The sequence below is a fragment of the Rhizobium sp. 01N48 genome, assembly GCF_056399145.1.
This window is the reverse complement of record NZ_JBFTQT010000004.1, coordinates 482462-504256: the sequence shown is the minus strand read 5'-3', so window position 1 is coordinate 504256 and position 21795 is coordinate 482462. Positions and strand designations below refer to the sequence as shown.

The following is a 21795-nucleotide window of genomic DNA, read 5'->3' as shown; positions in this document are numbered from 1 at the left end:
GATCAGCGGGGGCTTGCGTTTTGCAGCCAAATTCCGCTAATTGCCACGACCGACGACGAGCTCCGGCTTCGGTCCTTCCATCGCGCAGTCTCGGCTGCGCGATTTGCGTTTGACCCGAGTGAACGGAAGAGCGTCCGGCCGCCGGCAAACGGCGTGTCATCATTCATGCCTCGGAGCGAGCCCATGTCCCTTCCCGATAAAGCCTTTCCCGTTTCCTGGGATCAATTTCACCGCGACGCACGCGCGCTTGCCTGGCGCCTTGCCGGCCTCAACCGCGAGTTCAAGGCGATCGTCTGCATCACCCGCGGCGGCCTGGTGCCGGCTGCCATCATTTCGCGCGAGCTGAACATCCGCCTGATCGAGACGGTCTGCGTCGCGTCCTACCACGACTACGTGAACCAGGGCGAGATGATGCTTCTCAAGGGCATCGCGGCCGAACTGCTTGAAGATGGCGGCGAAAGCGTGCTTGTCGTCGACGATCTGACGGACACCGGCAAGACGGCGTCGGAAGTCCGCACGCTGCTTCCGAAGGCGCACTTCGCCTGCGTCTACGCAAAACCACAGGGTGTGCCGACGATTGATACCTTTGTCACCGAAGTGAGCCAGGACACCTGGATCTACTTCCCGTGGGATATGGGTTTCAGCTATCAGGAACCGATCTCCAAGGGTAGCAAGGGCTGATTTTCCAAGCTTTTAGCAGACGAAGACGAAAGCAACTTTAAATTGCTCCAATCTTTGTTTACTAACATCACCAATTTCGCTGTCCGCCCCTCGCCGTCCGCCGTATGATCATATGGCATCAGGCGGCAAGGGCGCGGCAGGGTGTTTGGGTAGAGGGCGGTCGCTAGCGCGACACTGGAACGACGATGCAGCGTTGGCGGTTTATCGGCTTGATCGCGGCCTTCGGGCTGTGTTTGAACGTGCATCCGCGCGCGGTTTCGGCCGAACCCGCCTATATCTCCGTCGTGCGCGAATATGTGGATACGCTCGTCAAGCCGATGATCAAAAAGCCGAACGTTCTGGCCGCTATCAAGGCGCAGAACAGGAAGTTCGGCGATGTCAGCGCGACTGATATCCAGGTGCTCGACAACAGCTACCGCTCGGAGATCAAGAGCGGGCAATGGCAGATGGTCACCCGCCTTCTCAACAATCCGGTCTCGCGATACCTCAAAGCCAAGCAGGATGATTCGCAAGGAACGATTGTGGAAATATTCGTGACCGACCGGAACGGACTGAATGTCGCACAGAGCGTGCCGACCAACGACTACTGGCAGGGCGACGAAAACAAGTTCCTGAAGACCTTCGCCAGAGACTCCGACGAGGTCTTCATCGATCGCGCCAGCCGCGACGATGCCACGCAATTGCTGGAAACGCAGGCAAGTTTCACCGTTCGCGACGAGCGTGGACAGGCGATCGGAAGCGCTACGGTGACCATCGCCATCGACGCACTTTAGCGCCTTGTTCGGCCTTGCGAATCACAAGGCTCATTTGCGCTCGGAAAGCCACCGCCAAATGACAAAATATGGCAAAATTAATCCAGCTTTGGCATTTCTCTTGCGCATCCCGTAGCAAGCCATTGAAATTCTTGCCCAACTGGTTTTTCCCCAGTCTCCACAGGCCACTCCACAATATCTTGTGGTGAACACTTCGTTAAGAACAAGCCCTTGACGGAATCGCCTGTTTTCAACTTAATGAACTTCGATGTTGCGGCGGCAGCTGAACCGGACATGACGAGGCCGGTTCTCACCAGAAATCGAGCATTGAATCAGGGCGTTGATCCATGAGGGGTGAGCCGCCATGAGTATGTTCTGCGCGATTTTTGCCGCCTGAAAAAGCGACATCCGGGGCTGGCGGAAAAAGGCTGTTAATACTATATTTAGTGATTGCAGCCACCATCACCACAAGATACAGGATGACCCATCTCCGGATGACACTCCTGTGACGATACGGAAACGAGAACTGGCTGCGCTCCTTACGGCGCCGCCGGAGGTGGAAACTTGCGCCTTGGTCAACGGGGACGGGGCGCGCGAGCTAGAGGTTAAGGCAAATGCGCATAGAACGCCGATTTACGAAGGCAGATCAGGGCGCTTACGCGGCTATCGAATTCCGCAAGGCAACCAGCGAGATCAAGAACCCTGACGGGTCGATCGTATTCCGCCTCGAGAACATCGATGTTCCCGCGCAGTTTTCGCAGGTCGCGGCCGACATTCTTGCGCAGAAGTATTTCCGCAAGGCCGGTGTCCCTGCCCGCCTCAAGAAGGTCGAGGAAAACGACGTTCCATCCTTCCTGTGGCGCTCGGTTGCCGATGAGGCCGCTCTGAAGGAGCTCCCGAAGGATCAGCAGTACGGTTCTGAAACCGATGCGCGCCAGGTCTTCGACCGTTTGGCCGGCACCTGGACCTACTGGGGCTGGAAGGGTGGCTATTTCTCTTCCGAAGAAGACGCGGCCGCCTTCCGCGACGAACTTGCCTACATGCTCGCGACACAGCGCGTCGCCCCGAACTCGCCGCAGTGGTTCAACACCGGCATGCACTGGGCCTACGGCATCGACGGCCCCGGCCAGGGCCACTTCTATGTGGATCCCTTCACCGGCAAGCTGACGAAGTCGAAGTCGGCCTATGAGCATCCGCAGCCGCATGCCTGCTTCATCCAGTCGGTCGAAGACGATCTGGTCAACGAAGGCGGCATCATGGACCTGTGGGTTCGCGAAGCCCGCCTCTTCAAGTACGGCTCCGGCACCGGCTCCAACTTCTCGTATCTGCGCGGCGAAGGCGAACGCCTTTCCGGCGGCGGCCGTTCCTCCGGCCTGATGAGCTTCCTGAAGATCGGCGACCGCGCTGCCGGCGCCATCAAGTCTGGCGGCACGACGCGTCGCGCGGCCAAGATGGTCGTGGTCGATATCGACCATCCGGATATCGAGGAATACATCAACTGGAAGGTCAAGGAAGAGCAGAAGGTTGCTGCCCTCGTCACCGGTTCCAAGATCGTCAATCGCCACCTGAAGGCGATCATGAAGGCCTGCGTCAATTGCGACGGCGACAATGACGATTGCTACGACCCGAACAAGAACCCTGCCCTGAAGCGCGAAGTGCGCGCTGCCAAGAAGGACCAGGTTCCTGAGAACTACATCGGCCGCGTCATCCAGTTCGCTCGCCAGGGCTACAAGGACCTCGAGTTCAAGACCTACGACACCGACTGGGATTCGGAAGCCTACCTCACGGTTTCGGGCCAGAACTCCAACAACTCGGTCTCGATCAAGGACGACTTCCTGCGCGCAGTCGAAAACGACGGCGACTGGAACCTGACCGCCCGCAAGGACGGCAAGGTCATGAAGACGCTGAAGGCACGCGACCTGTGGGAATCGATCTCCTACGCCGCATGGGCCTCGGCCGATCCGGGCCTGCACTTCAACACGACGATGAACGACTGGCACACCAGCCCGGCCGCCGGCCCGATCCGCGCGTCGAACCCGTGCTCGGAATACATGTTCCTCGACGACACGGCCTGCAACCTTGCCTCGCTGAACCTCATCCAGTTCAAGGATGCGGCTACCAAGCGCATCAACATCGCTGATTACGAACACGCCGTTCGCCTTTGGACGGTCGTGCTTGAAGTCTCCGTGATGATGGCACAGTTCCCGTCGAAGCAGATCGCCGAGCGCTCCTACGAATACCGCACGATCGGCCTCGGCTACGCCAACATCGGCGGCCTGCTGATGTCTTCGGGCATTCCCTATGACAGCGACGAAGCCCGCGCCATCGCAGGCTCGCTGACCGCGATCATGACCGGCATCTCCTACGCCACTTCGGCCGAGATCTCCTCTGAACTCGGACCTTTCCCGATGTTCAAGCCGAACCGCGAAGCCATGCTGCGGGTCATCCGCAATCATCGCCGCGCCGCTTACGGCGAGACGTCGGGCTATGAAGGCCTGTCGATCAACCCGGTTGCGCTCATCCACTCGGAAAACCCGGACCAGGATCTGGTGGCTCACGCCAAGAGCGCCTGGGACAAGGCTCTCGAGCTCGGCGAAAAGCACGGCTACCGCAACGCCCAGGCAACCGTCATCGCGCCGACAGGCACGATCGGCCTCGTCATGGATTGCGATACGACCGGTATCGAGCCTGACTTCGCACTGGTGAAATTCAAGAAGCTCGCCGGCGGCGGCTACTTCAAGATCATCAACCGCGCCGTTCCGGAAGCTCTGCGCACGCTCGGCTACTCCGAGAGCCAGATCGCCGAGATCGAAGCTTACGCTGTCGGCCACGGCAACCTGAACCAGGCACCGGCGATCAACCCCGGCTCGCTGAAGGCCAAGGGCTTCACGGACGAGAAGATCGAAGCGCTGAACGGCGCGCTGAAGTCGGCCTTCGACATCAAGTTCGTCTTCAACCAGTGGACGCTCGGCACCGACTTCCTGAAGACGACGCTGAAGGTCTCCGACGAACAGCTCGGCGACATGGGCTTCAACCTCCTCGAGCATCTCGGTTTCTCGAAGAAGGACATTGAGGCTGCCAATGTTCACGTCTGCGGCGCGATGACGCTCGAAGGCGCGCCGTTCCTGAAGAACGAACACCTCGCCGTCTTCGATTGCGCCAATCCGTGCGGCAAGATCGGCAAGCGTTACCTCTCGGTAGACAGCCACATCCGCATGATGGCTGCTGCCCAGCCGTTCATCTCGGGTGCGATCTCCAAGACGATCAACATGCCGAACGACGCGACGGTCGACGATTGCAAGAGCGCCTACATGCTCTCCTGGAAGCTCGGCCTGAAGGCAAACGCTCTCTACCGCGACGGCTCCAAGCTGTCGCAGCCGCTGAACGCCTCGCTGATCGAAGACGAAAGCGATGAGGACGCACTGGACGATCTGCTGCAGCAGCCGGTCGCCGCCCAGGCCGTCACCATCACCGAAAAGATCATCGAGCGTGTGGTCGAGCGCGTGACCCGCGAACGCGAAAAGCTGCCGAACCGCCGCCAGGGCTACACCCAGAAGGCCGCCGTCGGCGGACACAAGGTGTACCTGCGCACCGGCGAATTCGGTGACGGCCGCATCGGCGAGATCTTCATCGACATGCACAAGGAAGGTGCCGCCTTCCGTGCGATGATGAACAACTTCGCCATCGCCATCTCGCTGGGCCTGCAGTACGGCGTGCCGCTCGAAGAATATGTGGAGGCCTTCACCTTCACCAAGTTCGAGCCGGCCGGCATGGTCATCGGCAACGACGCGATCAAGAACGCCACGTCAATCCTCGACTACGTGTTCCGCGAACTCGCCGTCTCCTACCTCGGCCGCCACGACCTGGCGCATGTCGATACGTCGGACTTCTCGAACACGGCTCTCGGCAAGGGCATCCAGGAAGGCAAGACGAACCTCGTCTCGACCGGCTGGACCCGCGGCTACAAGCCGACGATCGTTTCGAACAGCGAACGCCAGGCTGCCGGCGAGCCCAAGGGCTCGGCAACGGCCGCCCCTGCCCGTGCCTCGTCCGGTGCAACGGTAACGTCGTTTGCAGGCGCTGCCGCCCGCAAGATCGAGCCGACGACCGCCATCTCGACCTCCGAAATCGTCGCCTTCAAGCGCGATTACGAAGAGCGCGCCAAGGAACTGGCCGAAGAGATCGCCGAGGAAGTGCTGGAAGAAGTCACGACCAAGAGCCAGCAGGCAACGGCCCTGTTCTCCGACAAGGCCGCCGCTGACGCTGCATCGGCCAAGACGGAAGCCAAGAAGATCGAATCCGAGCGCCGCGCCCGGTCGATCATGCAGGGCTACACCGGCAACATTTGCTCGGAGTGCCAGAACTTCACGATGGTGCGCAACGGCACCTGCGAGAAGTGCGACACTTGCGGCGCGACCAGCGGCTGCAGCTGATCGGGTTAGAGAACGCTAATTGAAGAGGCCGTCCGCTTATCCAAGCGGGCGGCCCTTTCCGTTGTAGGCAGGGCGCAAATTATCAATGCGCATCGACGCCAGTCGTGTGCAGCCTGTTCCTCACATGGTGGACGCCATCGACTGAGGAGGCGGCGAGTTCGACCTTGCGGGCGATACCGATTGTTTCGACGGAGCCTTCGACCGTGACCACATGGCCGTCTGCGTGGACCTCGATGTTGTCGATGTCGACTTCGGGAACGTTCTCGATGTTTTCGGTGACCCGCGCTTCGAGATCGTCACTGTCATCGCGATCGATCGTGTCGGCGCGCAGCGAATCCTTCAGGCGGTTCTCGTTGCCATCGCGGTCTATGCCGTCGATGCGGAATCCCGGATTGTCGCTACTGTCGAAATTGGCTGGCGTTTCGCCATAGGCGCGATTTTCAGGCGCTGCGGAAGCGGCGTCCGATGTATCCGCATAGGGCCAGCCGTCGTCGATATTGCGCTCTTCGAAATCGCGATAGTCCTCGCTGCGCGACAGCGGCTTCTTTCCATCATCGTTGATTGGCATCGATCTTCTCCTTCAGCGTGTTTTCAAACAACGCCCAAGGAGCCAGATGGTTCGCCACTTTTGGCAGCCATCTCACTGTCGGCACAACCAATCTCGCAATCAGGTGCGATCTTTGATTGCAGTCCGTTCGTGGAAACCCGCGAAAGAATAGCCTAGCCCTGGTGTGCCAAAGCTAGGGAGGGAAACATGGCGAGTTGTAAGGCAAGCAATGGTGATATCTGGGAGATCTACCAAACGAATGGTCAGTGGCACTGGCGGCGCACGGCGCCAAACGGTCGGATCGTTGGCGCGTCGACGGAAGGCTATAACAATCGAAGCGACTGCATCGCCAATGCCCAGCGCAACGGCATGACCTGCAACCCGGTCTGACTGCGCTTTCACAGAATTCGATGAGGCGCGCGGCTGCATATTGGCGCGCGCCCTTCAGCCGTTAGCGGACGGCTTTTTGCTCCACACCCGTGGCAGGCGCCGCAGACAACGGCACGTCATCGGCCACTTCCTGCGCGACGGCGGAGAGGTCGAGATTGCCCCAGATGGATTTTTCCTTGCTGCGATCGGTACGGCGGGATGTCTTGATTTCAACAACGAACGGCTTCGATTGAGCGCGCATGTGATTCCTACTGAAAAGCGTTGAACGAATCCATCAACGCAGCGAGCCTATGAAGCGTTCCCTCGCCGCGCAAGCGCATTCGGCGTCGCATCCCCTGACCTCGGCAACCATATACAGCCTCAAGTCAGCTACGGGCAAAATTCACGCCCATGACGCGAGCCGATGAGGGCGCTGCTACCGTTTTTTCGTCGTGACGGGCAGCCATGCAAAATTGTTTCAGGAAAATCCTTGAAGGAACAATCAATGTCGACTAGGTAGCACGTCGCCGAACGTAATGGCGTCCCAGCTCAGGCTTCGACGGCGTTCAATCGGCCACCTTTTTCCTACTCGTGTAGAGGCACCGGCGGCGGCCCCTGGTCGCTTATCGATCGTTTGATCGGCAGCCGGTTTGCAAACAAAATATCAGCGTGCGGATGGCACCTGGACAGCGGAACGGCCGATCAACATCGCTCGCTTCGACGGCTAGGGAGTCGCTGGCGCCAAGGAATGAAAAAGACTGCGAATGACCATTAAAGAGCGTTTTCTGAAACAGCAGCATGCCTGGATGATCGGCGCATGCTACTCCCGCAAACACCCCGATTTTCATCGCTACGGCGGCGTCGATGTCGCCGTTTCGCCCCGCTGGAAAGAGTGTCTCGACACGTTCATGAACGACATGATCGACACCCTGCCCCGCAGCCTGTCCGAGCGCCGCCTGGCGCTGCGCAATCCGCGCCGGCCGTTCGAGCCCGGCAATGTCGAGTGGATTTTCGTCAGCAAGCATCGCGGTCTTCGCGCGCCTGACGGCACCCGGCCTGAACTGCCCGAGGCGCGTCTGCGCCGCGCTTGAACGCTTTCAAGCGATCGATTATCGCCGGCTGGCGGGGTTTCTGGCCCTCCAGCCGGCGATTTTGTTTTGGGCGCGTGTCAGCGCCTGCCGCGCAGGCTCTTGGTCAGCACGATCAGAATGAGGCCGACGGCAACCGCAAGCGCGCCCCAATAGATCCAGGGCGTCTGGTCGATCATGAAGCTTTCAGCCGGATACGGAAAATAACCGCTGCCCTGCCCCATCCAGATCAGACCGGTCAGGATCAACAAGCCTTCAAGGCCATAGACCAGCTTCACCATCACATCTTCCTCCACGGCGCCCTGCTCATGCTAGGACGCGAGCCTCACGATTTCGGGAAATCGGCGCCGAGGCTGGTGTCCTTCCATTCCTCGATCAGCGCCAGGCGCTCCTTCAGCTTCGCCGTGACCGCGCCATAGCCGAATTCGCCAAGCACGAGGTGGCGCGGCGCTTTCTCGACCTCGGTGATCTTGATGATCGCTTCACCGGCGCGCACGGGATCGCCCGGCTGCTGGCCGCTGTAGCCGGCCGTCTGGCGCATGCGCGCAGCGGCGGTTTCCGCGTAATCGGCGATCTTGCTCTCGGTCTGCCGCAGCGAACGGCCGGCCCAATCGGTGCGGAACGGGCCGGGCTCGACACAGGTGACCTTGATGCCGAGCGGCGCGCCTTCGGCGGCAAGCGCGTCCGACATGCCCTCGACCGCGTGCTTGCTGGCCGAGTAGTAGCCGGATGCCGGGAAGCCGATGAAGCCGGCCACCGAAGTGATGTTGATCACATGACCCCGCCTGCGCGTGCGCATGCCGGGCAGAACGGCGCGGGTCATGGCAAAGAGGCCGAAGACATTGGCTTCGAACTGATCGCGGATCTCGCTGTCGCTGCCTTCCTCGATCGTCGACTGATAGCCATAGCCGGCATTGTTGACGAGAACGTCGATCCGCCCGAAGCGCTCCTCGGCCGCCTTCACGGCGGCGGTGATCTGCGCGGCATCGGTCACGTCGAGATCGACGGCAAGCGCGTTGTCCTCATGGCCGGTCACGAGATCGGCGACGCGGGACTTGTCGCGGGCGCTGACGATGGTCGGCCAGCCACGAGCGATGGTGAGTTTTGCCAGTTCGCGCCCGAAGCCTGTCGAGCAACCGGTGATGAACCAGACGGGATTTTTATCTTGAGACATGGTGTTTTCCTGAAATGTTCGTCTGAAATTGAAAGCGCCCGTTGGTGTCCTTTGGGATACCCTTGGGCGCGTCTTGGGGCACCTTCTGATCTAGGGTCGCCCAACTGGTTTTTCCAGAATTGACGGGGCGTTGCGGCCAATAGACGCAAAAAGGCCGCGCGCTCGCAGGAGCACGCGGCCGGATCAGACGAGCTTGTTGTTGCGGCTTACTGCAGCGTGCGCGGCGGCAGGCCTGGGACCATGGTCGCGCCCTGCTGGACAGAAGCGGCGCCCGCGCCTGCACCATCGAGGCCGGTGGCGACGACGGAGACGCGGAACTTGCCATCGAGATTACGGTCGAAGATCGCGCCGACGACGATATCGGCATCGTCCTGCACTTCGTCGCGGATGCGGCTTGCGGCTTCATCGACTTCGAACAGCGTCATGTCGGACCCGCCAGAGATCGAGATCAGCACGCCCTTGGCGCCGCGCATCGAGATGTCGTCGAGCAGTGGATTGGCGATCGCGGCTTCGGCCGCCTTCATCGCGCGCTCTTCGCCCGAGGCTTCGCCGGTGCCCATCATGGCGCGACCCATGCCGCGCATGACCGACTTCACGTCGGCGAAATCGAGGTTGATCAAGCCTTCCTTGACGATCAGGTCGGTGATGCAGCCGACGCCGGCGAACAGCACGCGGTCGGCGGTCATGAAGGCGTCGGCGAAGGTGGTCTTCGCGTCGGCGATGCGGAACAGGTTCTGGTTCGGAATGACGATCACGGTATCGGCAGCCTGGCGCAGCGCCTCGATGCCGGCGTCGGCCGTCTTCATGCGGCGGTTGCCTTCGAAGGTGAAGGGCTTGGTGACGACGCCGACCGTCAGGATGCCGGCATTGCGGGCCGCCTGGGCGATCACGGGTGCGGCACCCGTGCCGGTGCCGCCGCCCATGCCGGCGGTAACGAAGCACATGTGCGAGCCGGCCAGGTGATCCATGATCTCATCGATCGATTCCTCAGCGGCGGCGCGGCCGATCTCGGGCAGCGAACCGGCGCCGAGGCCTTCGGTCACATGCGCGCCGAGCTGGATACGGCGCGAGGCCTTAGAGGTCGCGAGCACCTGCGCATCGGTGTTGGCGGCAATGAATTCAACACCCTCGAGGCTTTCCGCGATCATGTTGTTGATGGCGTTTCCGCCGCCACCACCAACGCCGATCACCGAAATTCTGGGCCGCATCTCGGAAATCCCGGGCTTGGCGTTCGTCATCGCAATCTCCTTCGTGCGCATTCTTCCGTGGGCTCCACCGCTTTATCGGGACCCGAATCGCGCATCAGCCTATGGGCGCAAGAAGGCAGAGGCGGGGCGAAAGAACAAGATGCAGGCTTTTCTAAAGTTTATCCGGAACCTTTTTTAAGGTTGGCGCATTAGGTCGATTCAAGCCAGTCAAAATACCTTTTCAAACGAAAGCCTGCCTGCCCATAAAGAGAGGAGTACCGCGCAGATGCCTATGCTCGCTTCCAGCCAGTCGATAGCCCCTCCGAAAGACCATGTCGTGACCGCCCAGGAAGCGCTGGAGCCGCTCTTCCTGCAGATCGAGGCTGAGGCCGAGTTGCGGATGATTTCCGCTGCTCTGAAGGCCGGCTGGTCGGCAGAGGACGCGGTGAGCGCGATCGACGAATTGCGTCGCAGCGAGTTGCTGCCGGGCGATCGCTGAACACCAAAAAATCATTCGCCTTCGAGGCCGGATGGCCTATCTCTACGCGGTCAAGTGATTGCGGAGATAGGATTTCATGACCATCAAGACCATCTGCATTTTTGGCGCCGGCGCCCTTGGCGGGATGATCGCGACGAAGATCGCAGCGTTGCTAGGAAGCGACGTCACGATGTCGGTCATCGCGCGCGGGGCGCATCTCGATGCCATCCGCCGCGACGGTCTGACGTTGCATGAAGCGGGTTCCGAGACGCCGGTCAATGTGAAGGTAATGGCCACGGACAATCCGGCCGATCTTCCGCCGCAGGATCTGGTCATCACCGGGCTCAAGGGACATCAGCTAAGCGCCGCCGCCGAGGGCATGGCGAAGCTGTTGAAGGCCGACACGCGCGTCTTGATGATCCTCAACGGTATTCCGTGGTGGTACTTCCACCGCGACGAACACCCTGAATTCGCCGAACTGCAATTCGAGGAGCTCGATGAAGGCGGTGCGCTCTGGCGCCTTGTCGGCCCGCACCGCGTCATCGGTTGCGTCGCGCATCAGGGCGCGGAGGTCAGTCAGCCCGGTCATATCAGGCTCAGCAACAAGGGCCGCTTCATCCTGGGCGAGCCCTCCGGCGAGATCACAGCTGATCTCGAGGCCATTCAGGCGTTGCTGCAGAAGGCCGATCTCAACATCACGCTGTCACCGGAGATCCGCAACGACATCTGGAGCAAGCTGATGGGCAATGCATCGTTCAATCCGATCAGCGCGCTGACACGCTCCACCATGTCCGGCCTCATGGCCGACGTCGCCGTCAGCGACCAGATCGGCAAGGTGATGAAAGAGGTCAAGGCGGTTGGCGAGGCGCTTGGTGCCAATGTCGGTATGTCGGTGGAAGAGCGTCTCGAACAGGCCAGCCAGATCGGGCCTGTCCGGACCTCGATGCTGCAGGACCTGCTTGCCGGAAAGGCGCTTGAGATCACGCCGCTGGTCGGCATGGTCGTGGCGCTCGGCCGGCTGACTTCCGTGCCGACGCCGGTTTCGGAAACCTTGCTTGCGATGGTTTCGCAGCTCGATCGCGAGAACTGCAAGCCGGCCTAAATGGTCGGCCTCCCTCGTCACAATGCTCTTTCAAGGCGCTCAGAAAATGAGTCCGGAAACGCCTGCAGTGCCTTGAAATCAGCTCGCTTTGAGCCAACCCGTCATGCGATCGACCGCCTCGGCGATCTCGGCTTCGGAGCCGGCGTAGGACATGCGCATGGCGCGATGCCCTTCCAACGGATCGAAATCGAGGCCCGGTGTCGCGGCGACATCGATCTCGGTCAGCATCCGCTTGGCGAATTCCATGCTGTCGTTGGTGAAGCGCGTCACATCCACATAGGCGTAGAAAGCGCCATCCATCGGCGAGGCGATCGTAAGACCCATGTCCGGGAGACGCCGCATCAGGAAATCGCGGTTGGCGGCGTAGCTTGCCCTGTAGACATCGAGCTCGGCGGAAGCGCCAAGCGCTGCGGTCGCGGCGATCTGCGACAGCTCCGGCGCGGAGATGTAGAGGCTTTGAGCCACCCGCTCGATCGGACGCACGAGACGATCGGGCAATACCATCCAGCCGATGCGCCAACCGGTCATGCAATAATATTTCGAAAACGAGTTGATGACGATGGCTTCATCGGTCAGTTCGAGCGCGCTTGTCTCCTCGCCCGCGAAGGTGAGGCCGTGATAGATCTCGTCGGAAATGAAGGCGATCGAATTGGCCGAACAGTAGTCCGCCAGTTCGGCGAGCGCCTTGCGGCCCGTGACGGTGCCGGTCGGGTTTGCCGGGCTCGCGAGCAGAACGCCCTTCACGCGGATGCCGCTTTTCTTCTGGGCCGCCTCGATGCTTTGAGGCGTCAGCGTGAAATGCGTTTCGGCGGTGACGGGCACCTCGATGACCCGCAGGCCGAGCGCGCCGAGGATGTTGCGGTATGCGGGATAGCCGGGCCTGGCGATCGCCACCGCATCACCGGCATCGAAGAGCGACAGGAATGCGAGGTTGAAGCCGGCGGACGAGCCTGTCGTGATCGCGATGCGCGCGGGGTCGATGTCCAGGCCGTGGCGCTCGCGGTAATCCGCTGCAAGCGCTTGCTTCAGGCTCACGGTCCCCAGCGCATCGGTGTAGCCGATCCTGCCGTCATCGAGCGCTGCCCTTGCCGCATCAAGTGCGGCGCGAGGCGCCGGATGCGAGGGCTGGCCGACGGCCATTGATATTACCGGCCGGCCACTTGCGCGCCGCCGCGTCGCTTCCGCCAAAACATCCATTGCGTGAAACGGCTCGACTGCACTGCGCTTGGAAATGGAAAACAATTACTCTGCTCTTTCGACTTCGATTTGCGGCCAGACAAATGCCGCATTAGTGAGATCTTCACAATCCCGCGACCAGATAACGAACACGAGAATTCCTGTTTCAATACGCCGGAATGCGCCGTATTTTTGTTGCTTCGCATTGCGTTCCGATCATGGGACTGTGATACCCGAAGCATTGAACGACCAAAATCACCTACAAAGACGAGGATATCATGGCCATTCTCCCGAAAATCTTCACGGCGCTCGCGCTGACCGCCTCCGTAGTCTCCGCCCAGCCGGCCGCTGCGCTCGATGATGCGCAGAAGAAGGAGTTCGGCGAGTTCATCAAGCAGTATCTGATCGAGAACCCGGAGATCATGCTCGACGTGCAGGACGCCCTGCAGAAGAAGCAGGAGACCGCACGCCTGGTGAAGGCCAATGCGACGATCTCGGAAAACAAGGCGACGATCTTCGATTCCAAATACGACATGACGATCGGCAACCCGAAGGGCGACGTTACGATCGTCGAGTTCTTCGACTATAATTGCGGTTACTGCCGCCACGCGCTGACCGACATGCAGACCATGCTGAAGAAGGACCCGAACGTCCGCTTCGTGCTCAAGGAATTCCCGATCCTCGGACCTGAATCGGTTGCCGCCCACAAGGTGTCGGACGCCTTCCGCAAGATCGCTCCGGAGAAGTACAGCAAGTTCCACGTAGCCCTGCTCGGCAGCGACGGACGCGCCGACGAGGCGAGCGCCATCGAAGCGGCCCAGTCTCTCGGTGTCAGCGAAAAGCAGATCCGGGCGGAGATGGCCAAGAGCCCGAGCGACGCTTCCGTGCAGGAAACCTACTCACTGGCGCAGAACCTCGGTATCACAGGCACGCCGTCCTATGTGATCGGCAACGAGCTGGTACAGGGCGCGGTCGGCTATGACGACCTCGAGACCAAGGTCAAGAACATGCGGACCTGCGGCAAGACCAGCTGCTGAACCGGCCCCCATCAAATTGCCAAAATCCCGGTGCCTGAGCCATGTGGACAATGTGGCGCGATTCCTGATGCCTTGTCCAAAGGGCTTTCATTAAGCCTTTGGTGAGTCTATAGGTTGCCCTCGCACATTTGACGGAACACTCGATGACGCAAACCATTTTCGTCCTGAACGGGCCAAACCTGAACATGCTTGGCAAAAGAGAGCCCGGCATTTACGGCGGCAAGACGCTTCAGGACATCGAGGCGGACTGCAAGTCGGCCGGGCGAGAGCTTGGCGTCGATGTCGATTTCCGTCAAAGCAACCATGAAGGTCAGCTCGTCGACTGGCTGCACGAAGCCGGCGACAAGGCCATTGGCGTTGCGATCAACGCCGGCGCCTACACGCACACCTCGGTTGCGCTACATGATGCGATCCGCGCCATTTCCATTCCCGTTGTAGAGCTCCATATCTCCAACGTGCATGCGCGGGAAGAATTTCGCCACAAGTCGATGATCGCGCCCGCTGCAAAGGGTGTCATCGCCGGCTTCGGACCATATAGCTACATTCTGGCGCTCCACGCGCTAAAGAACGTCACCGCATAAAAAGACAGGGCAAAACTCATGGCTGAAAAAAAGAACGGTATCGACCAGGCACTGATCCGCGATCTCGCGAACATCCTCAACGACACGGATCTGACCGAGATTGAAGTCGAGCAGGACGATCTGCGCATCCGCGTTTCGCGCGCCGGCAACACGCAGTATATCCAGGCGCCGATGGGTGCCCCTGCCTACGCCGCCGCTCCGGCAGCGATTGCAGCTCCGGCCGCAGCAGCGCCTGCCGCTTCCGCCGCACCGGCACGCAACCCGGCCAACACGGTTTCCGCTCCTATGGTCGGCACCGCCTATATGGCTCCGGCTCCGGGCGCGCGCGCATTCATCGAAGTCGGCGCGACGGTCAAGGAAGGCCAGACGCTGCTCATCATCGAAGCGATGAAGACGATGAACCAGATCCCTGCCCCGAAGTCGGGCAAGGTCGTTGAAATTCTTGTCGAGGACGGCAGCCCCGTCGAATACGGCCAAGCTCTCGTGGTCGTCGAATAAGGCGGACGTCATGGTCTCGAAAATCCTCATCGCCAACCGCGGGGAAATTGCCCTTCGCGTGCTTCGTGCCTGCAAGGAGCTCGGTATTCCCTGCGTCGTCGTTCACTCGACCGCCGATGCCGACGCCATGCATGTGCGCCTGGCCGACGAAAGCGTCTGCATCGGCCCGCCGCCGTCGCGCGACAGCTATCTGAATATTCATCAGATCGTTGCTGCCTGCGAGATCACCGGCGCCGACGCTGTACACCCGGGCTACGGCTTCCTGTCGGAGAACGCCAAGTTCGCCGAGATCCTCGAAGCGCACGGCATCACCTTCATCGGCCCGACCGCGGAACACATCCGCATCATGGGCGACAAGATCACCGCCAAGACGACGGCGCAGGAACTCGGCATCCCCGTGGTTCCCGGTTCCGACGGCGAAGTGAGGACCGAGGAAGAGGCCATCAAGACGGCCGCCGAAATCGGTTATCCCGTGCTGATCAAGGCGACTGCCGGTGGTGGCGGACGCGGCATGAAGGTCGCCAAGAGCGCTGACGACGTGATCGAGGCCTGGTCGACGGCCCGTACCGAAGCGGCTGCCGCATTCGGCAACGAAGCCGTCTACATGGAAAAGTACCTCGGCAAGCCGCGGCACATCGAAATCCAGGTGTTCGGCGACGGCGAAGGCAATGCCATCCATCTCGGTGAACGCGACTGCTCGCTGCAGCGCCGCCACCAGAAGGTCTGGGAAGAAGCCAACTCGCCTGCCCTCAACGTCGAACAGCGCATGAAGATCGGCCAAGTATGCGCCGACGCCATGAAGAAGCTGAAGTATCGCGGCGCCGGCACGATCGAGTTCCTCTACGAAAACGGCGAGTTCTATTTCATCGAAATGAACACCCGTCTTCAGGTCGAGCATCCGATCACCGAAGCGATCACCGGCATCGACCTCGTGCACGAGCAGATCCGCGTCGCTTCCGGCGGCGGCCTGTCCGTCACCCAGGATGAGATCCACTTCCATGGCCATGCCATCGAATGCCGCATCAACGCCGAGGACGCGCGCACCTTCGTGCCCTCGCCCGGCACGATCACGCATTTCCATGCGCCTGGTGGTCTTGGCGTGCGCATCGATTCGGGTGTCTATCAGGGCTACAAGATCCCGCCCTATTACGACAGCCTGATCGGCAAGCTCATCGTGCACGGCCGCACCCGCGTCGAATGCATGATGCGTCTGCGTCGTGCGCTTGACGAGTTCGTGGTCGACGGCATCAAGACGACGCTGCCGCTCTTCCAGGATCTGGTCGACAACCAGGACATCGCCAACGGCGACTACGACATCCACTGGCTAGAAAACTATCTGGCCAGCAAGCCGGCTTAACCGCAATGGCAGGGTCGCGCAGGAAATCTCCAGGCATCACACCGGAAATTCTCCTGCGCGCCTATTCCATCGGGCTCTTCCCGATGGCAGAATCGGCTGACGACCCCGAGATCTTCTGGGTCGAGCCCGATCTTCGCGGCGTCCTGCCGCTCAATGATTTCCACGTTTCCAAAAGCCTCGCCAAGACCATCCGGCGCAAACCGTTCGAGATCCGCTTCGATCATGACTTCGAGGCCGTGATCGCGGCATGCGCTGAGGAGACGTCGGGGCGCCCAAGCACCTGGATCAACCAGACGATCAGATCGCTCTACGCATCGCTCTTTCGCATGGGACATGCCCATACCGTCGAGGCCTGGGATGGCGACCAGCTTGTGGGCGGGCTTTACGGCGTGTCGCTGGGTGCCGCCTTCTTCGGCGAGAGCATGTTCTCGCGGCGCACGGACGCCTCGAAGATCTGCCTCGTGCATCTGGTGGAGCGGCTGAAGGAGAACGGTTTCGTGTTGCTCGACACCCAGTTCACCACCGAGCACCTGAAGACCTTCGGCGCCATCGACGTTCCGAAGGACGAGTACGAGCACATGCTGGCCAAGGCGATGGCTTCGCCGCATCTGTCTTTTGCACAATAAAATACACGTTCACGTTGACGTTACTCCCAGGTCGCCTATTGTCGCGCCTTTAACGGGAGTATTGTTCATGAAGTTGAAAATTGCCGCGCTGACGTCCCTCTTCGTTCTGGCAGCAACGCTGGCTCAGGCGAAACCATATCAGGAGATGTTTCCGGGTGCGGATCGTTTCGGAGATGCCGATAAGGCTACCCTGGAAAAGATCGACTTTCAGCAAGGCGCGATCAAGATTCCGGGCGCGAACGCCACCCTCAATATTCCCGAGGAATTCTACTATCTCAGCCCGGCCGACGCACGCCGCGTGATCGTCGACATCTGGGGCAATCCGCCACAAGCGGGCGAAGGAACGATGGGGATGGTCTTCCCCGCCAAATACGCTCCCGTTGAAGGCGGGTCGTGGGGCTCCGTCGTCGAATACAGTGCTGACGGCTACGTCTCCGACGTGGATGCCGCATCCACCGACTACGACGAACTGCTCCAGAACATCAAGGACTCGATCGCGGAAACCAACCCGGAACGCGAGAAGCAAGGTTTCGAGAAGATCACGCTCGTCGGCTGGGCTTCACCCCCGCATTACGACCAATCCGCGCATGCGCTGCACTGGGCGCGCGATCTCATCTTCGGCGACGACATGAGCCAAGCGCACACGCTGAACTATTCCGTACGCGTCTTTGGGCGCGAAGGCGTTTTCATGTTCAATTTCGTGGCGGGAATGGATCAACTGAAGGAAATTCAGTCCGCCGTCCCCAACGTGCTGACCATGGTCAAATTCGACAGCGGCAAGACCTACAAGGATTACGAAAGCGGAGACAAGCTGGCGGCCTACGGCATGGCCGGCATGATCGCCGCTGGCGCCGGCGCGAAGGTCGCGGCCAAAGTCGGGCTGCTCGCAAAGGCAGCGGTTTTCTTCAAGAAGGCCGGCGTGCTTGTTCTTGTCGCGGGAGCCGCGCTATTGCGGGCCCTCAAGGGAATGTTCTCCCGCAAGAAACCCTCGGCGTAACGTTAAGGGTCAGTTCGTCTTGGCGTCGGGCGCAGGCACGTCCGACGTCGCCTTGCAGTCCTTCAGCCAGACGTCATAGATCGGGTGCTCGACGGCGTTGAGGCCGGGGCTGTCGGCAAACATCCAGCCGGTGAAGATGCGGCGGATCTTGCGGTCCAGTGTGATCTCGTCGACTTCGACGAAGCCATCGATCTTCTGCACCTCGCTCTGGTCGCGCGAATAGCAAGCCTTCGGCGTCACCTGCAGGGCGCCGAATTGGACGGTCTCGTTCACATAGACATCGAAGGTGGTGATGCGGCCGGTGATCTTGTCCAGGCCGGAAAAGACGGCGACAGGATTGTCGATGCGGGCGGCGAGAACCGTCTGCGGCAGGAAGGACGAGCCAAGCGCCAGGGCAATGCCGGCGGCACGCAGGACGGGGTTCCGCGTGAGAAGCTTCATATCTTTCCGTCTCCACCGCATTTCAAAAATAGAAGGCCGCAGTGTCTGCGGCCATTCTGCGGGTATAGGTCAATTGTGGCCAAAAACCGGGCCGGACTGGCTGCGATCAGCTGCCGGGCGTCCATGCGTCGTAGTCGCCGGTGACACGCGGACGTTCGCCGGCAACGGCGAGCGAGCCCGGCGGACGGTAAGCCTGCGGCGAACCGGTCGGGTTGGCGCGGTGTCCCTTCTGCCATTCCTTGGCGACATAGGTCTCCTTGGACGGCGGTACGTCGGTGCGGTAGTGCATCCAGCCGTGCCAGCCCGGCGGGATCGCCGATGCGTCCGCATAGCCCTTGTAGATCACCCAACGACGCGGAAGGCCGAAGGAGGTCGTGCCGCCTTCGTAGTAGACGTTGCCCAATTCATCTTCGCCGACGCGCTTGCCGAAACGCCAGGTCGCAAAGCGGGTACCGATCGTCTGACCGTTCCACCAGGTGAAGATTTGCAGGAGGAGAGTTTTCATGTCTTTTCCTTGTGCCTGCCTTGGGAGCAAGCGGGACCAGAATTCGATCCTTCGCTTATGCCGCCAGCAGCGCCTGTTGTCCAGTGATTCCGAAGGCAAAAGGGTTCATTTCAGCGCCATCTTGAAGCCGAGATGCGAGGGCTCGAAACCGAGCCGCTCATAGAAGCGATGGGCATCCTTGCGCTTGGCATTGGAGATGAGCTGCACGCGCGGCAGACCACGCGTCCTCGCCTTTTCGATGCAGAATTCGATCATCCGGGCGCCGATGCCCTGGCCGCGCATATCACTGCGCGTCTGCACGGCCTCGATGATCATGAAGGAGGTGCCGCGGCCGGTGAGCGTCGTGGTGATCGCGATCTGGAAAGTGCCGACGACTTCGCCGGCCAGTTCGGCGACGTAGAGCGTCTGGTCGGGAGAGGCCGCGATGGCTGCGAAAGCGCGCTCGTAATCCGGCAGCGCGTCTTCTGAAACCGTATCGCCGTGCCCGCCGATATCATCGGCAGCGAACATGGCGATCAATGCCTTCAGATCGTCCCGGCGGGCTTCGCGAATGATGATCTCTTTGGCCACGGGAAATGCCTCAGTAGCTGGCGAGCGGTTTTTCGAGGATCAGCGCCGGAATGCCGGATTGGCCGGGGCCGTTGTTCTCGCTCTGGCCGACATCGGCAAAACCGAGCCGGTGGTAGAAGCTGATCGCCGCCTCGTTGCGCGGCTCGACCTCGAGCCGCATGATCTCGGCTGCCGGAAAGCAGGTTTCCAGCTCGGCGAAGATATCACGGCCGATACCCTCGCGCTGCAACGAGGGGCGCACGTAGAGCAAGTGCAGCATGACCGTCTTCGTCATCTCACCGGACATGGCGGCATAGCCAACGCCGCCGATTTCCTTGCCGTCATCGGCCACCAGGAATTCGGCATTCTTGTTTGCCATGCGCGTCTTCAACGCCGCAGGCGAGAAGAGCGTCGCGACCAGTTCATCGACCTTCGGCGCGCCAAGCTGCGCGTCGTAGCTCGCATGAAAGGTTTCGACCAGGAGAGCGCGAACCTTGTCGAGATCGCGCTCGCTGGCGGTGCGGACGAAGTAGACCATTTTCTTCCTTCCGGCATCGGCTATCCGAAAACCGCTTCACACTTTTCGGCGATACCGGATGACCTATTCCTCGACGATGCCGAGCTTGGCCTTGACCAGCGCCTGGACGGCCTGCGGGTTGGCCTTGCCGCCGGTCGACTTCATCACCTGGCCGACGAACCAGCCGGCGAGAGCGGGCTTGGCCTGCACCTTGGCGACCTGATCCGGGTTGGCGGCGATGATCTCGTCCACGGCCTTTTCGATGGCACCGGTGTCGGTGACCTGCTTCATGCCGCGGCTTTCGACGATCTCGGCCGGGTCGCCGCCTTCGGTCAGAACGATTTCAAAGACGTCCTTGGCGATCTTGCCGGAGATGGTCTCGGCCTTGATGAGGTCGATGATCGAACCGAGCTGAGCGGCGGAAACCGGAGTCGATTCAATGTCCTTGCCGAGTTTGTTCAAGGCGCCCAGGAGGTCGTTGATGACCCAGTTGGCAGCCATCTTGCCATCGCGGCCCTCGGCAACGGCTTCGAAGTAATCGGCGATCGCCTTTTCCGACACGAGCACGGAAGCGTCGTAGATCGACAGGCCGAGTTCGCGCACGAAGCGCTCCTTCTTGTCGTCGGGCAGCTCCGGCAGATCGGCCGCCAGCGCCGCCACGAAGGCGTCGTCGAATTCGAGCGGCAGCAGGTCTGGATCGGGGAAGTAGCGATAATCGTGCGCGTCTTCCTTCGAGCGCATCGAGCGCGTCTCGCCCTTGCCGGCGTCGAACAGGCGGGTTTCCTGGTCGATCACGCCACCATCCTCGAGGATGGCGATCTGGCGGCGGGCTTCGTATTCGATCGCCTGGCCGATGAAGCGGATGGAGTTGACGTTCTTGATCTCGCAACGCGTGCCGAAGCCTTCGCCCGGGCGGCGCACCGAGACGTTGACGTCGGCGCGCATGGAGCCTTCGTCCATGTTGCCGTCGCAGGTGCCGAGGTAGCGCACGATCGAGCGCAGCTTGGTCATGTAGGCCTTGGCCTCATCCGACGAGCGCATGTCCGGCTTGGAGACGATTTCCATCAGGGCGACGCCCGAACGGTTGAGGTCGACATAGGACATGGTGGCGTGCTGGTCGTGCAGCGACTTGCCGGCGTCCTGTTCCAGGTGCAGGCGCTCGATGCCGATCTCGATATCCTCGAACTGGCCCTGACGATCCGGGCCGAGCGAGATCACGATCTGGCCCTCGCCGACAATCGGATCCTTGAACTGCGAGATCTGATAGCCCTGCGGCAGATCGGGATAGAAGTAGTTCTTGCGGTCGAAGATCGAACGCTTGTTGATCTGCGCCTTCAGGCCGAGACCGGTGCGGACCGCCTGGGCGACGCATTCCTCGTTGATGACAGGCAGCATGCCGGGCATGGCCGCATCGACCAGCGAGACGTTGGAATTCTGCGGCTTGCCGAACTCGGTCGATGCGCCGGAGAACAGCTTCGAATTGGACAGCACCTGCGCATGGACTTCCATGCCGATGATGACTTCCCAATCGCCAGTGGCGCCGGGAATGAAGCGTTTCGGATCAGGCGTGCGAACGTCGACAAGGGTCATGGAAATGCTCTTTTGAGGCTATCTTATTCAACTGGTGAGGTAACGGAAATGACCTTCCGGTGCAAGGCTTTCGGCATGGTCTCGGCCATTGCGCGCCACGCACCCGGCAT

The 21795-nt window shown here is 60.8% G+C and carries 24 protein-coding genes; 13 read left to right on the top strand and 11 right to left on the bottom strand.

Annotated elements, in window-relative coordinates; genetic code table 11:
* Positions 1–183: 183 nt before the first annotated feature.
* The 3 genes from gpt to AC1DOG_RS11725 all read left to right on the top strand — a co-directional run bounded on the left by gpt (position 184) and on the right by AC1DOG_RS11725 (position 5866).
* Complete coding sequence (gpt, locus tag AC1DOG_RS11735) at positions 184–681, top strand: xanthine phosphoribosyltransferase (RefSeq protein ID WP_111561338.1); 498 nt, start codon at positions 184–186, stop codon at positions 679–681.
* Between the two features lie 185 nt (positions 682–866).
* Positions 867–1454, top strand: a complete 588-nt coding sequence (locus AC1DOG_RS11730) for a hypothetical protein (protein WP_477928125.1) — start codon at positions 867–869, stop codon at positions 1452–1454.
* A 593-nt stretch (positions 1455–2047) separates the two neighbouring features.
* Complete coding sequence (locus AC1DOG_RS11725; protein WP_477928123.1) at positions 2048–5866, top strand: vitamin B12-dependent ribonucleotide reductase; 3819 nt, start codon at positions 2048–2050, stop codon at positions 5864–5866.
* Positions 5867–5948: 82 nt separating this feature from the next.
* Here the strand turns inward: AC1DOG_RS11725 and AC1DOG_RS11720 are convergent, their stop codons facing one another.
* A complete protein-coding gene (locus AC1DOG_RS11720) occupies positions 5949–6434 on the bottom strand; it encodes a BON domain-containing protein (RefSeq protein WP_477928121.1) in 486 nt (161 codons plus the stop codon).
* A 186-nt stretch (positions 6435–6620) separates the two neighbouring features.
* Between AC1DOG_RS11720 and AC1DOG_RS11715 the strand changes: the two genes are divergently transcribed.
* On the top strand, positions 6621–6803 hold the full coding sequence (locus AC1DOG_RS11715) for a DUF1508 domain-containing protein (protein ID WP_113010737.1): 183 nt from the start codon (positions 6621–6623) through the stop codon (positions 6801–6803).
* 61 nt (positions 6804–6864) lie between these two features.
* On the opposite strand, the gene AC1DOG_RS11710 is transcribed toward AC1DOG_RS11715, so the two are convergent.
* On the bottom strand, positions 6865–7044 hold the full coding sequence (locus AC1DOG_RS11710) for a hypothetical protein (RefSeq protein WP_047510070.1): 180 nt from the start codon (positions 7042–7044) through the stop codon (positions 6865–6867).
* A gap of 502 nt (positions 7045–7546) precedes the next feature.
* Here AC1DOG_RS11710 and AC1DOG_RS11705 point away from each other — a divergent pair.
* On the top strand, positions 7547–7873 hold the full coding sequence (locus AC1DOG_RS11705) for a hypothetical protein (RefSeq protein WP_018900140.1): 327 nt from the start codon (positions 7547–7549) through the stop codon (positions 7871–7873).
* Positions 7874–7950: 77 nt separating this feature from the next.
* On the opposite strand, the gene AC1DOG_RS11700 is transcribed toward AC1DOG_RS11705, so the two are convergent.
* The 3 genes from AC1DOG_RS11700 to ftsZ all read right to left on the bottom strand — a co-directional run bounded on the left by AC1DOG_RS11700 (position 7951) and on the right by ftsZ (position 10282).
* Positions 7951–8151 (bottom strand): hypothetical protein, encoded by a 201-nt coding sequence (locus AC1DOG_RS11700; protein WP_477928118.1) that lies wholly within the window; start codon positions 8149–8151, stop codon positions 7951–7953.
* 44 nt (positions 8152–8195) lie between these two features.
* On the bottom strand, positions 8196–9044 hold the full coding sequence (locus AC1DOG_RS11695; RefSeq protein WP_477928116.1) for an oxidoreductase: 849 nt from the start codon (positions 9042–9044) through the stop codon (positions 8196–8198).
* Positions 9045–9250: 206 nt separating this feature from the next.
* The gene (ftsZ, locus tag AC1DOG_RS11690; RefSeq protein ID WP_477928114.1) at positions 9251–10282 is read right to left on the bottom strand and encodes a cell division protein FtsZ; all 1032 of its coding nucleotides are present in this window, start codon (positions 10280–10282) and stop codon (positions 9251–9253) included.
* Positions 10283–10517: 235 nt separating this feature from the next.
* Between ftsZ and AC1DOG_RS11685 the strand changes: the two genes are divergently transcribed.
* Positions 10518–10730 carry a hypothetical protein gene (locus tag AC1DOG_RS11685; RefSeq protein WP_026283302.1) on the top strand — a complete coding sequence of 71 codons (213 nt, stop codon included), beginning with the start codon at positions 10518–10520 and terminating at the stop codon, positions 10728–10730.
* A 76-nt stretch (positions 10731–10806) separates the two neighbouring features.
* Entirely contained in the window at positions 10807–11811 is a 1005-nt protein-coding gene (locus AC1DOG_RS11680) for a ketopantoate reductase family protein (protein WP_477928112.1), read from the top strand.
* Positions 11812–11889: 78 nt separating this feature from the next.
* Here AC1DOG_RS11680 and AC1DOG_RS11675 read toward each other — a convergent pair whose 3' ends face one another.
* Positions 11890–13053, bottom strand: a complete 1164-nt coding sequence (locus AC1DOG_RS11675) for a pyridoxal phosphate-dependent aminotransferase (protein ID WP_477928110.1) — start codon at positions 13051–13053, stop codon at positions 11890–11892.
* Positions 13054–13265: 212 nt separating this feature from the next.
* On the opposite strand from AC1DOG_RS11675, the gene AC1DOG_RS11670 reads away from it, so the two are divergent.
* From AC1DOG_RS11670 to AC1DOG_RS11645, 6 genes are all read left to right on the top strand, one after another.
* Positions 13266–14024 carry a DsbA family protein gene (locus AC1DOG_RS11670; protein WP_112941509.1) on the top strand — a complete coding sequence of 253 codons (759 nt, stop codon included), beginning with the start codon at positions 13266–13268 and terminating at the stop codon, positions 14022–14024.
* Positions 14025–14167: 143 nt separating this feature from the next.
* Positions 14168–14605: a type II 3-dehydroquinate dehydratase gene (gene aroQ / locus AC1DOG_RS11665; protein ID WP_047510061.1), complete on the top strand. Its 438-nt coding sequence runs from the start codon at positions 14168–14170 to the stop codon at positions 14603–14605.
* A gap of 18 nt (positions 14606–14623) precedes the next feature.
* Positions 14624–15103 (top strand): acetyl-CoA carboxylase biotin carboxyl carrier protein, encoded by a 480-nt coding sequence (accB, locus tag AC1DOG_RS11660; protein ID WP_477928107.1) that lies wholly within the window; start codon positions 14624–14626, stop codon positions 15101–15103.
* Positions 15104–15113: 10 nt separating this feature from the next.
* Entirely contained in the window at positions 15114–16460 is a 1347-nt protein-coding gene (gene accC, locus AC1DOG_RS11655; RefSeq protein ID WP_477928105.1) for an acetyl-CoA carboxylase biotin carboxylase subunit, read from the top strand.
* Between the two features lie 5 nt (positions 16461–16465).
* Complete coding sequence (gene aat, locus AC1DOG_RS11650; protein ID WP_477928103.1) at positions 16466–17086, top strand: leucyl/phenylalanyl-tRNA--protein transferase; 621 nt, start codon at positions 16466–16468, stop codon at positions 17084–17086.
* A gap of 67 nt (positions 17087–17153) precedes the next feature.
* Entirely contained in the window at positions 17154–18083 is a 930-nt protein-coding gene (locus AC1DOG_RS11645) for a DUF2167 domain-containing protein (protein ID WP_477928173.1), read from the top strand.
* 9 nt (positions 18084–18092) lie between these two features.
* Here AC1DOG_RS11645 and AC1DOG_RS11640 read toward each other — a convergent pair whose 3' ends face one another.
* From AC1DOG_RS11640 to gatB, 5 genes are all read right to left on the bottom strand, one after another.
* Positions 18093–18524 (bottom strand): DUF2155 domain-containing protein, encoded by a 432-nt coding sequence (locus tag AC1DOG_RS11640; protein ID WP_113010746.1) that lies wholly within the window; start codon positions 18522–18524, stop codon positions 18093–18095.
* A 106-nt stretch (positions 18525–18630) separates the two neighbouring features.
* The gene (locus tag AC1DOG_RS11635; RefSeq protein ID WP_018900154.1) at positions 18631–19029 is read right to left on the bottom strand and encodes an NADH:ubiquinone oxidoreductase subunit NDUFA12; all 399 of its coding nucleotides are present in this window, start codon (positions 19027–19029) and stop codon (positions 18631–18633) included.
* Positions 19030–19134: 105 nt separating this feature from the next.
* Positions 19135–19539, bottom strand: a complete 405-nt coding sequence (locus AC1DOG_RS11630) for a GNAT family N-acetyltransferase (RefSeq protein WP_477928171.1) — start codon at positions 19537–19539, stop codon at positions 19135–19137.
* Positions 19540–19609: 70 nt separating this feature from the next.
* Positions 19610–20116, bottom strand: coding sequence for an N-acetyltransferase family protein (locus tag AC1DOG_RS11625; protein ID WP_477928101.1), 507 nt, complete (start codon positions 20114–20116; stop codon positions 19610–19612).
* Between the two features lie 63 nt (positions 20117–20179).
* On the bottom strand, positions 20180–21685 hold the full coding sequence (gene gatB / locus AC1DOG_RS11620) for an Asp-tRNA(Asn)/Glu-tRNA(Gln) amidotransferase subunit GatB (protein ID WP_477928099.1): 1506 nt from the start codon (positions 21683–21685) through the stop codon (positions 20180–20182).
* Between the last annotated feature and the right edge of the window lie 110 nt (positions 21686–21795).

Bases quoted from the DNA above. Each gene is read 5' to 3' on its own strand.
- gpt (WP_111561338.1), top strand. From the start codon at position 184: ATGTCCCTTCCCGATAAAGCCTTTCCCGTTTCCTGGGATCAATTTCAC.
- AC1DOG_RS11730 (WP_477928125.1), top strand. From the start codon at position 867: ATGCAGCGTTGGCGGTTTATCGGCTTGATCGCGGCCTTCGGGCTGTGT.
- AC1DOG_RS11725 (WP_477928123.1), top strand. From the start codon at position 2,048: ATGCGCATAGAACGCCGATTTACGAAGGCAGATCAGGGCGCTTACGCG.
- AC1DOG_RS11720 (WP_477928121.1), bottom strand. From the start codon at position 6,434: ATGCCAATCAACGATGATGGAAAGAAGCCGCTGTCGCGCAGCGAGGAC.
- AC1DOG_RS11715 (WP_113010737.1), top strand. From the start codon at position 6,621: ATGGCGAGTTGTAAGGCAAGCAATGGTGATATCTGGGAGATCTACCAA.
- AC1DOG_RS11710 (WP_047510070.1), bottom strand. From the start codon at position 7,044: ATGCGCGCTCAATCGAAGCCGTTCGTTGTTGAAATCAAGACATCCCGC.
- AC1DOG_RS11705 (WP_018900140.1), top strand. From the start codon at position 7,547: ATGACCATTAAAGAGCGTTTTCTGAAACAGCAGCATGCCTGGATGATC.
- AC1DOG_RS11700 (WP_477928118.1), bottom strand. From the start codon at position 8,151: ATGGTGAAGCTGGTCTATGGCCTTGAAGGCTTGTTGATCCTGACCGGT.
- AC1DOG_RS11695 (WP_477928116.1), bottom strand. From the start codon at position 9,044: ATGTCTCAAGATAAAAATCCCGTCTGGTTCATCACCGGTTGCTCGACA.
- ftsZ (WP_477928114.1), bottom strand. From the start codon at position 10,282: ATGACGAACGCCAAGCCCGGGATTTCCGAGATGCGGCCCAGAATTTCG.
- AC1DOG_RS11685 (WP_026283302.1), top strand. From the start codon at position 10,518: ATGCCTATGCTCGCTTCCAGCCAGTCGATAGCCCCTCCGAAAGACCAT.
- AC1DOG_RS11680 (WP_477928112.1), top strand. From the start codon at position 10,807: ATGACCATCAAGACCATCTGCATTTTTGGCGCCGGCGCCCTTGGCGGG.
- AC1DOG_RS11670 (WP_112941509.1), top strand. From the start codon at position 13,266: ATGGCCATTCTCCCGAAAATCTTCACGGCGCTCGCGCTGACCGCCTCC.
- aroQ (WP_047510061.1), top strand. From the start codon at position 14,168: ATGACGCAAACCATTTTCGTCCTGAACGGGCCAAACCTGAACATGCTT.
- accB (WP_477928107.1), top strand. From the start codon at position 14,624: ATGGCTGAAAAAAAGAACGGTATCGACCAGGCACTGATCCGCGATCTC.
- accC (WP_477928105.1), top strand. From the start codon at position 15,114: ATGGTCTCGAAAATCCTCATCGCCAACCGCGGGGAAATTGCCCTTCGC.
- aat (WP_477928103.1), top strand. From the start codon at position 16,466: ATGGCAGGGTCGCGCAGGAAATCTCCAGGCATCACACCGGAAATTCTC.
- AC1DOG_RS11645 (WP_477928173.1), top strand. From the start codon at position 17,154: ATGAAGTTGAAAATTGCCGCGCTGACGTCCCTCTTCGTTCTGGCAGCA.
- AC1DOG_RS11640 (WP_113010746.1), bottom strand. From the start codon at position 18,524: ATGAAGCTTCTCACGCGGAACCCCGTCCTGCGTGCCGCCGGCATTGCC.
- AC1DOG_RS11635 (WP_018900154.1), bottom strand. From the start codon at position 19,029: ATGAAAACTCTCCTCCTGCAAATCTTCACCTGGTGGAACGGTCAGACG.
- AC1DOG_RS11630 (WP_477928171.1), bottom strand. From the start codon at position 19,539: ATGTTCGCTGCCGATGATATCGGCGGGCACGGCGATACGGTTTCAGAA.
- AC1DOG_RS11625 (WP_477928101.1), bottom strand. From the start codon at position 20,116: ATGGTCTACTTCGTCCGCACCGCCAGCGAGCGCGATCTCGACAAGGTT.
- gatB (WP_477928099.1), bottom strand. From the start codon at position 21,685: ATGACCCTTGTCGACGTTCGCACGCCTGATCCGAAACGCTTCATTCCC.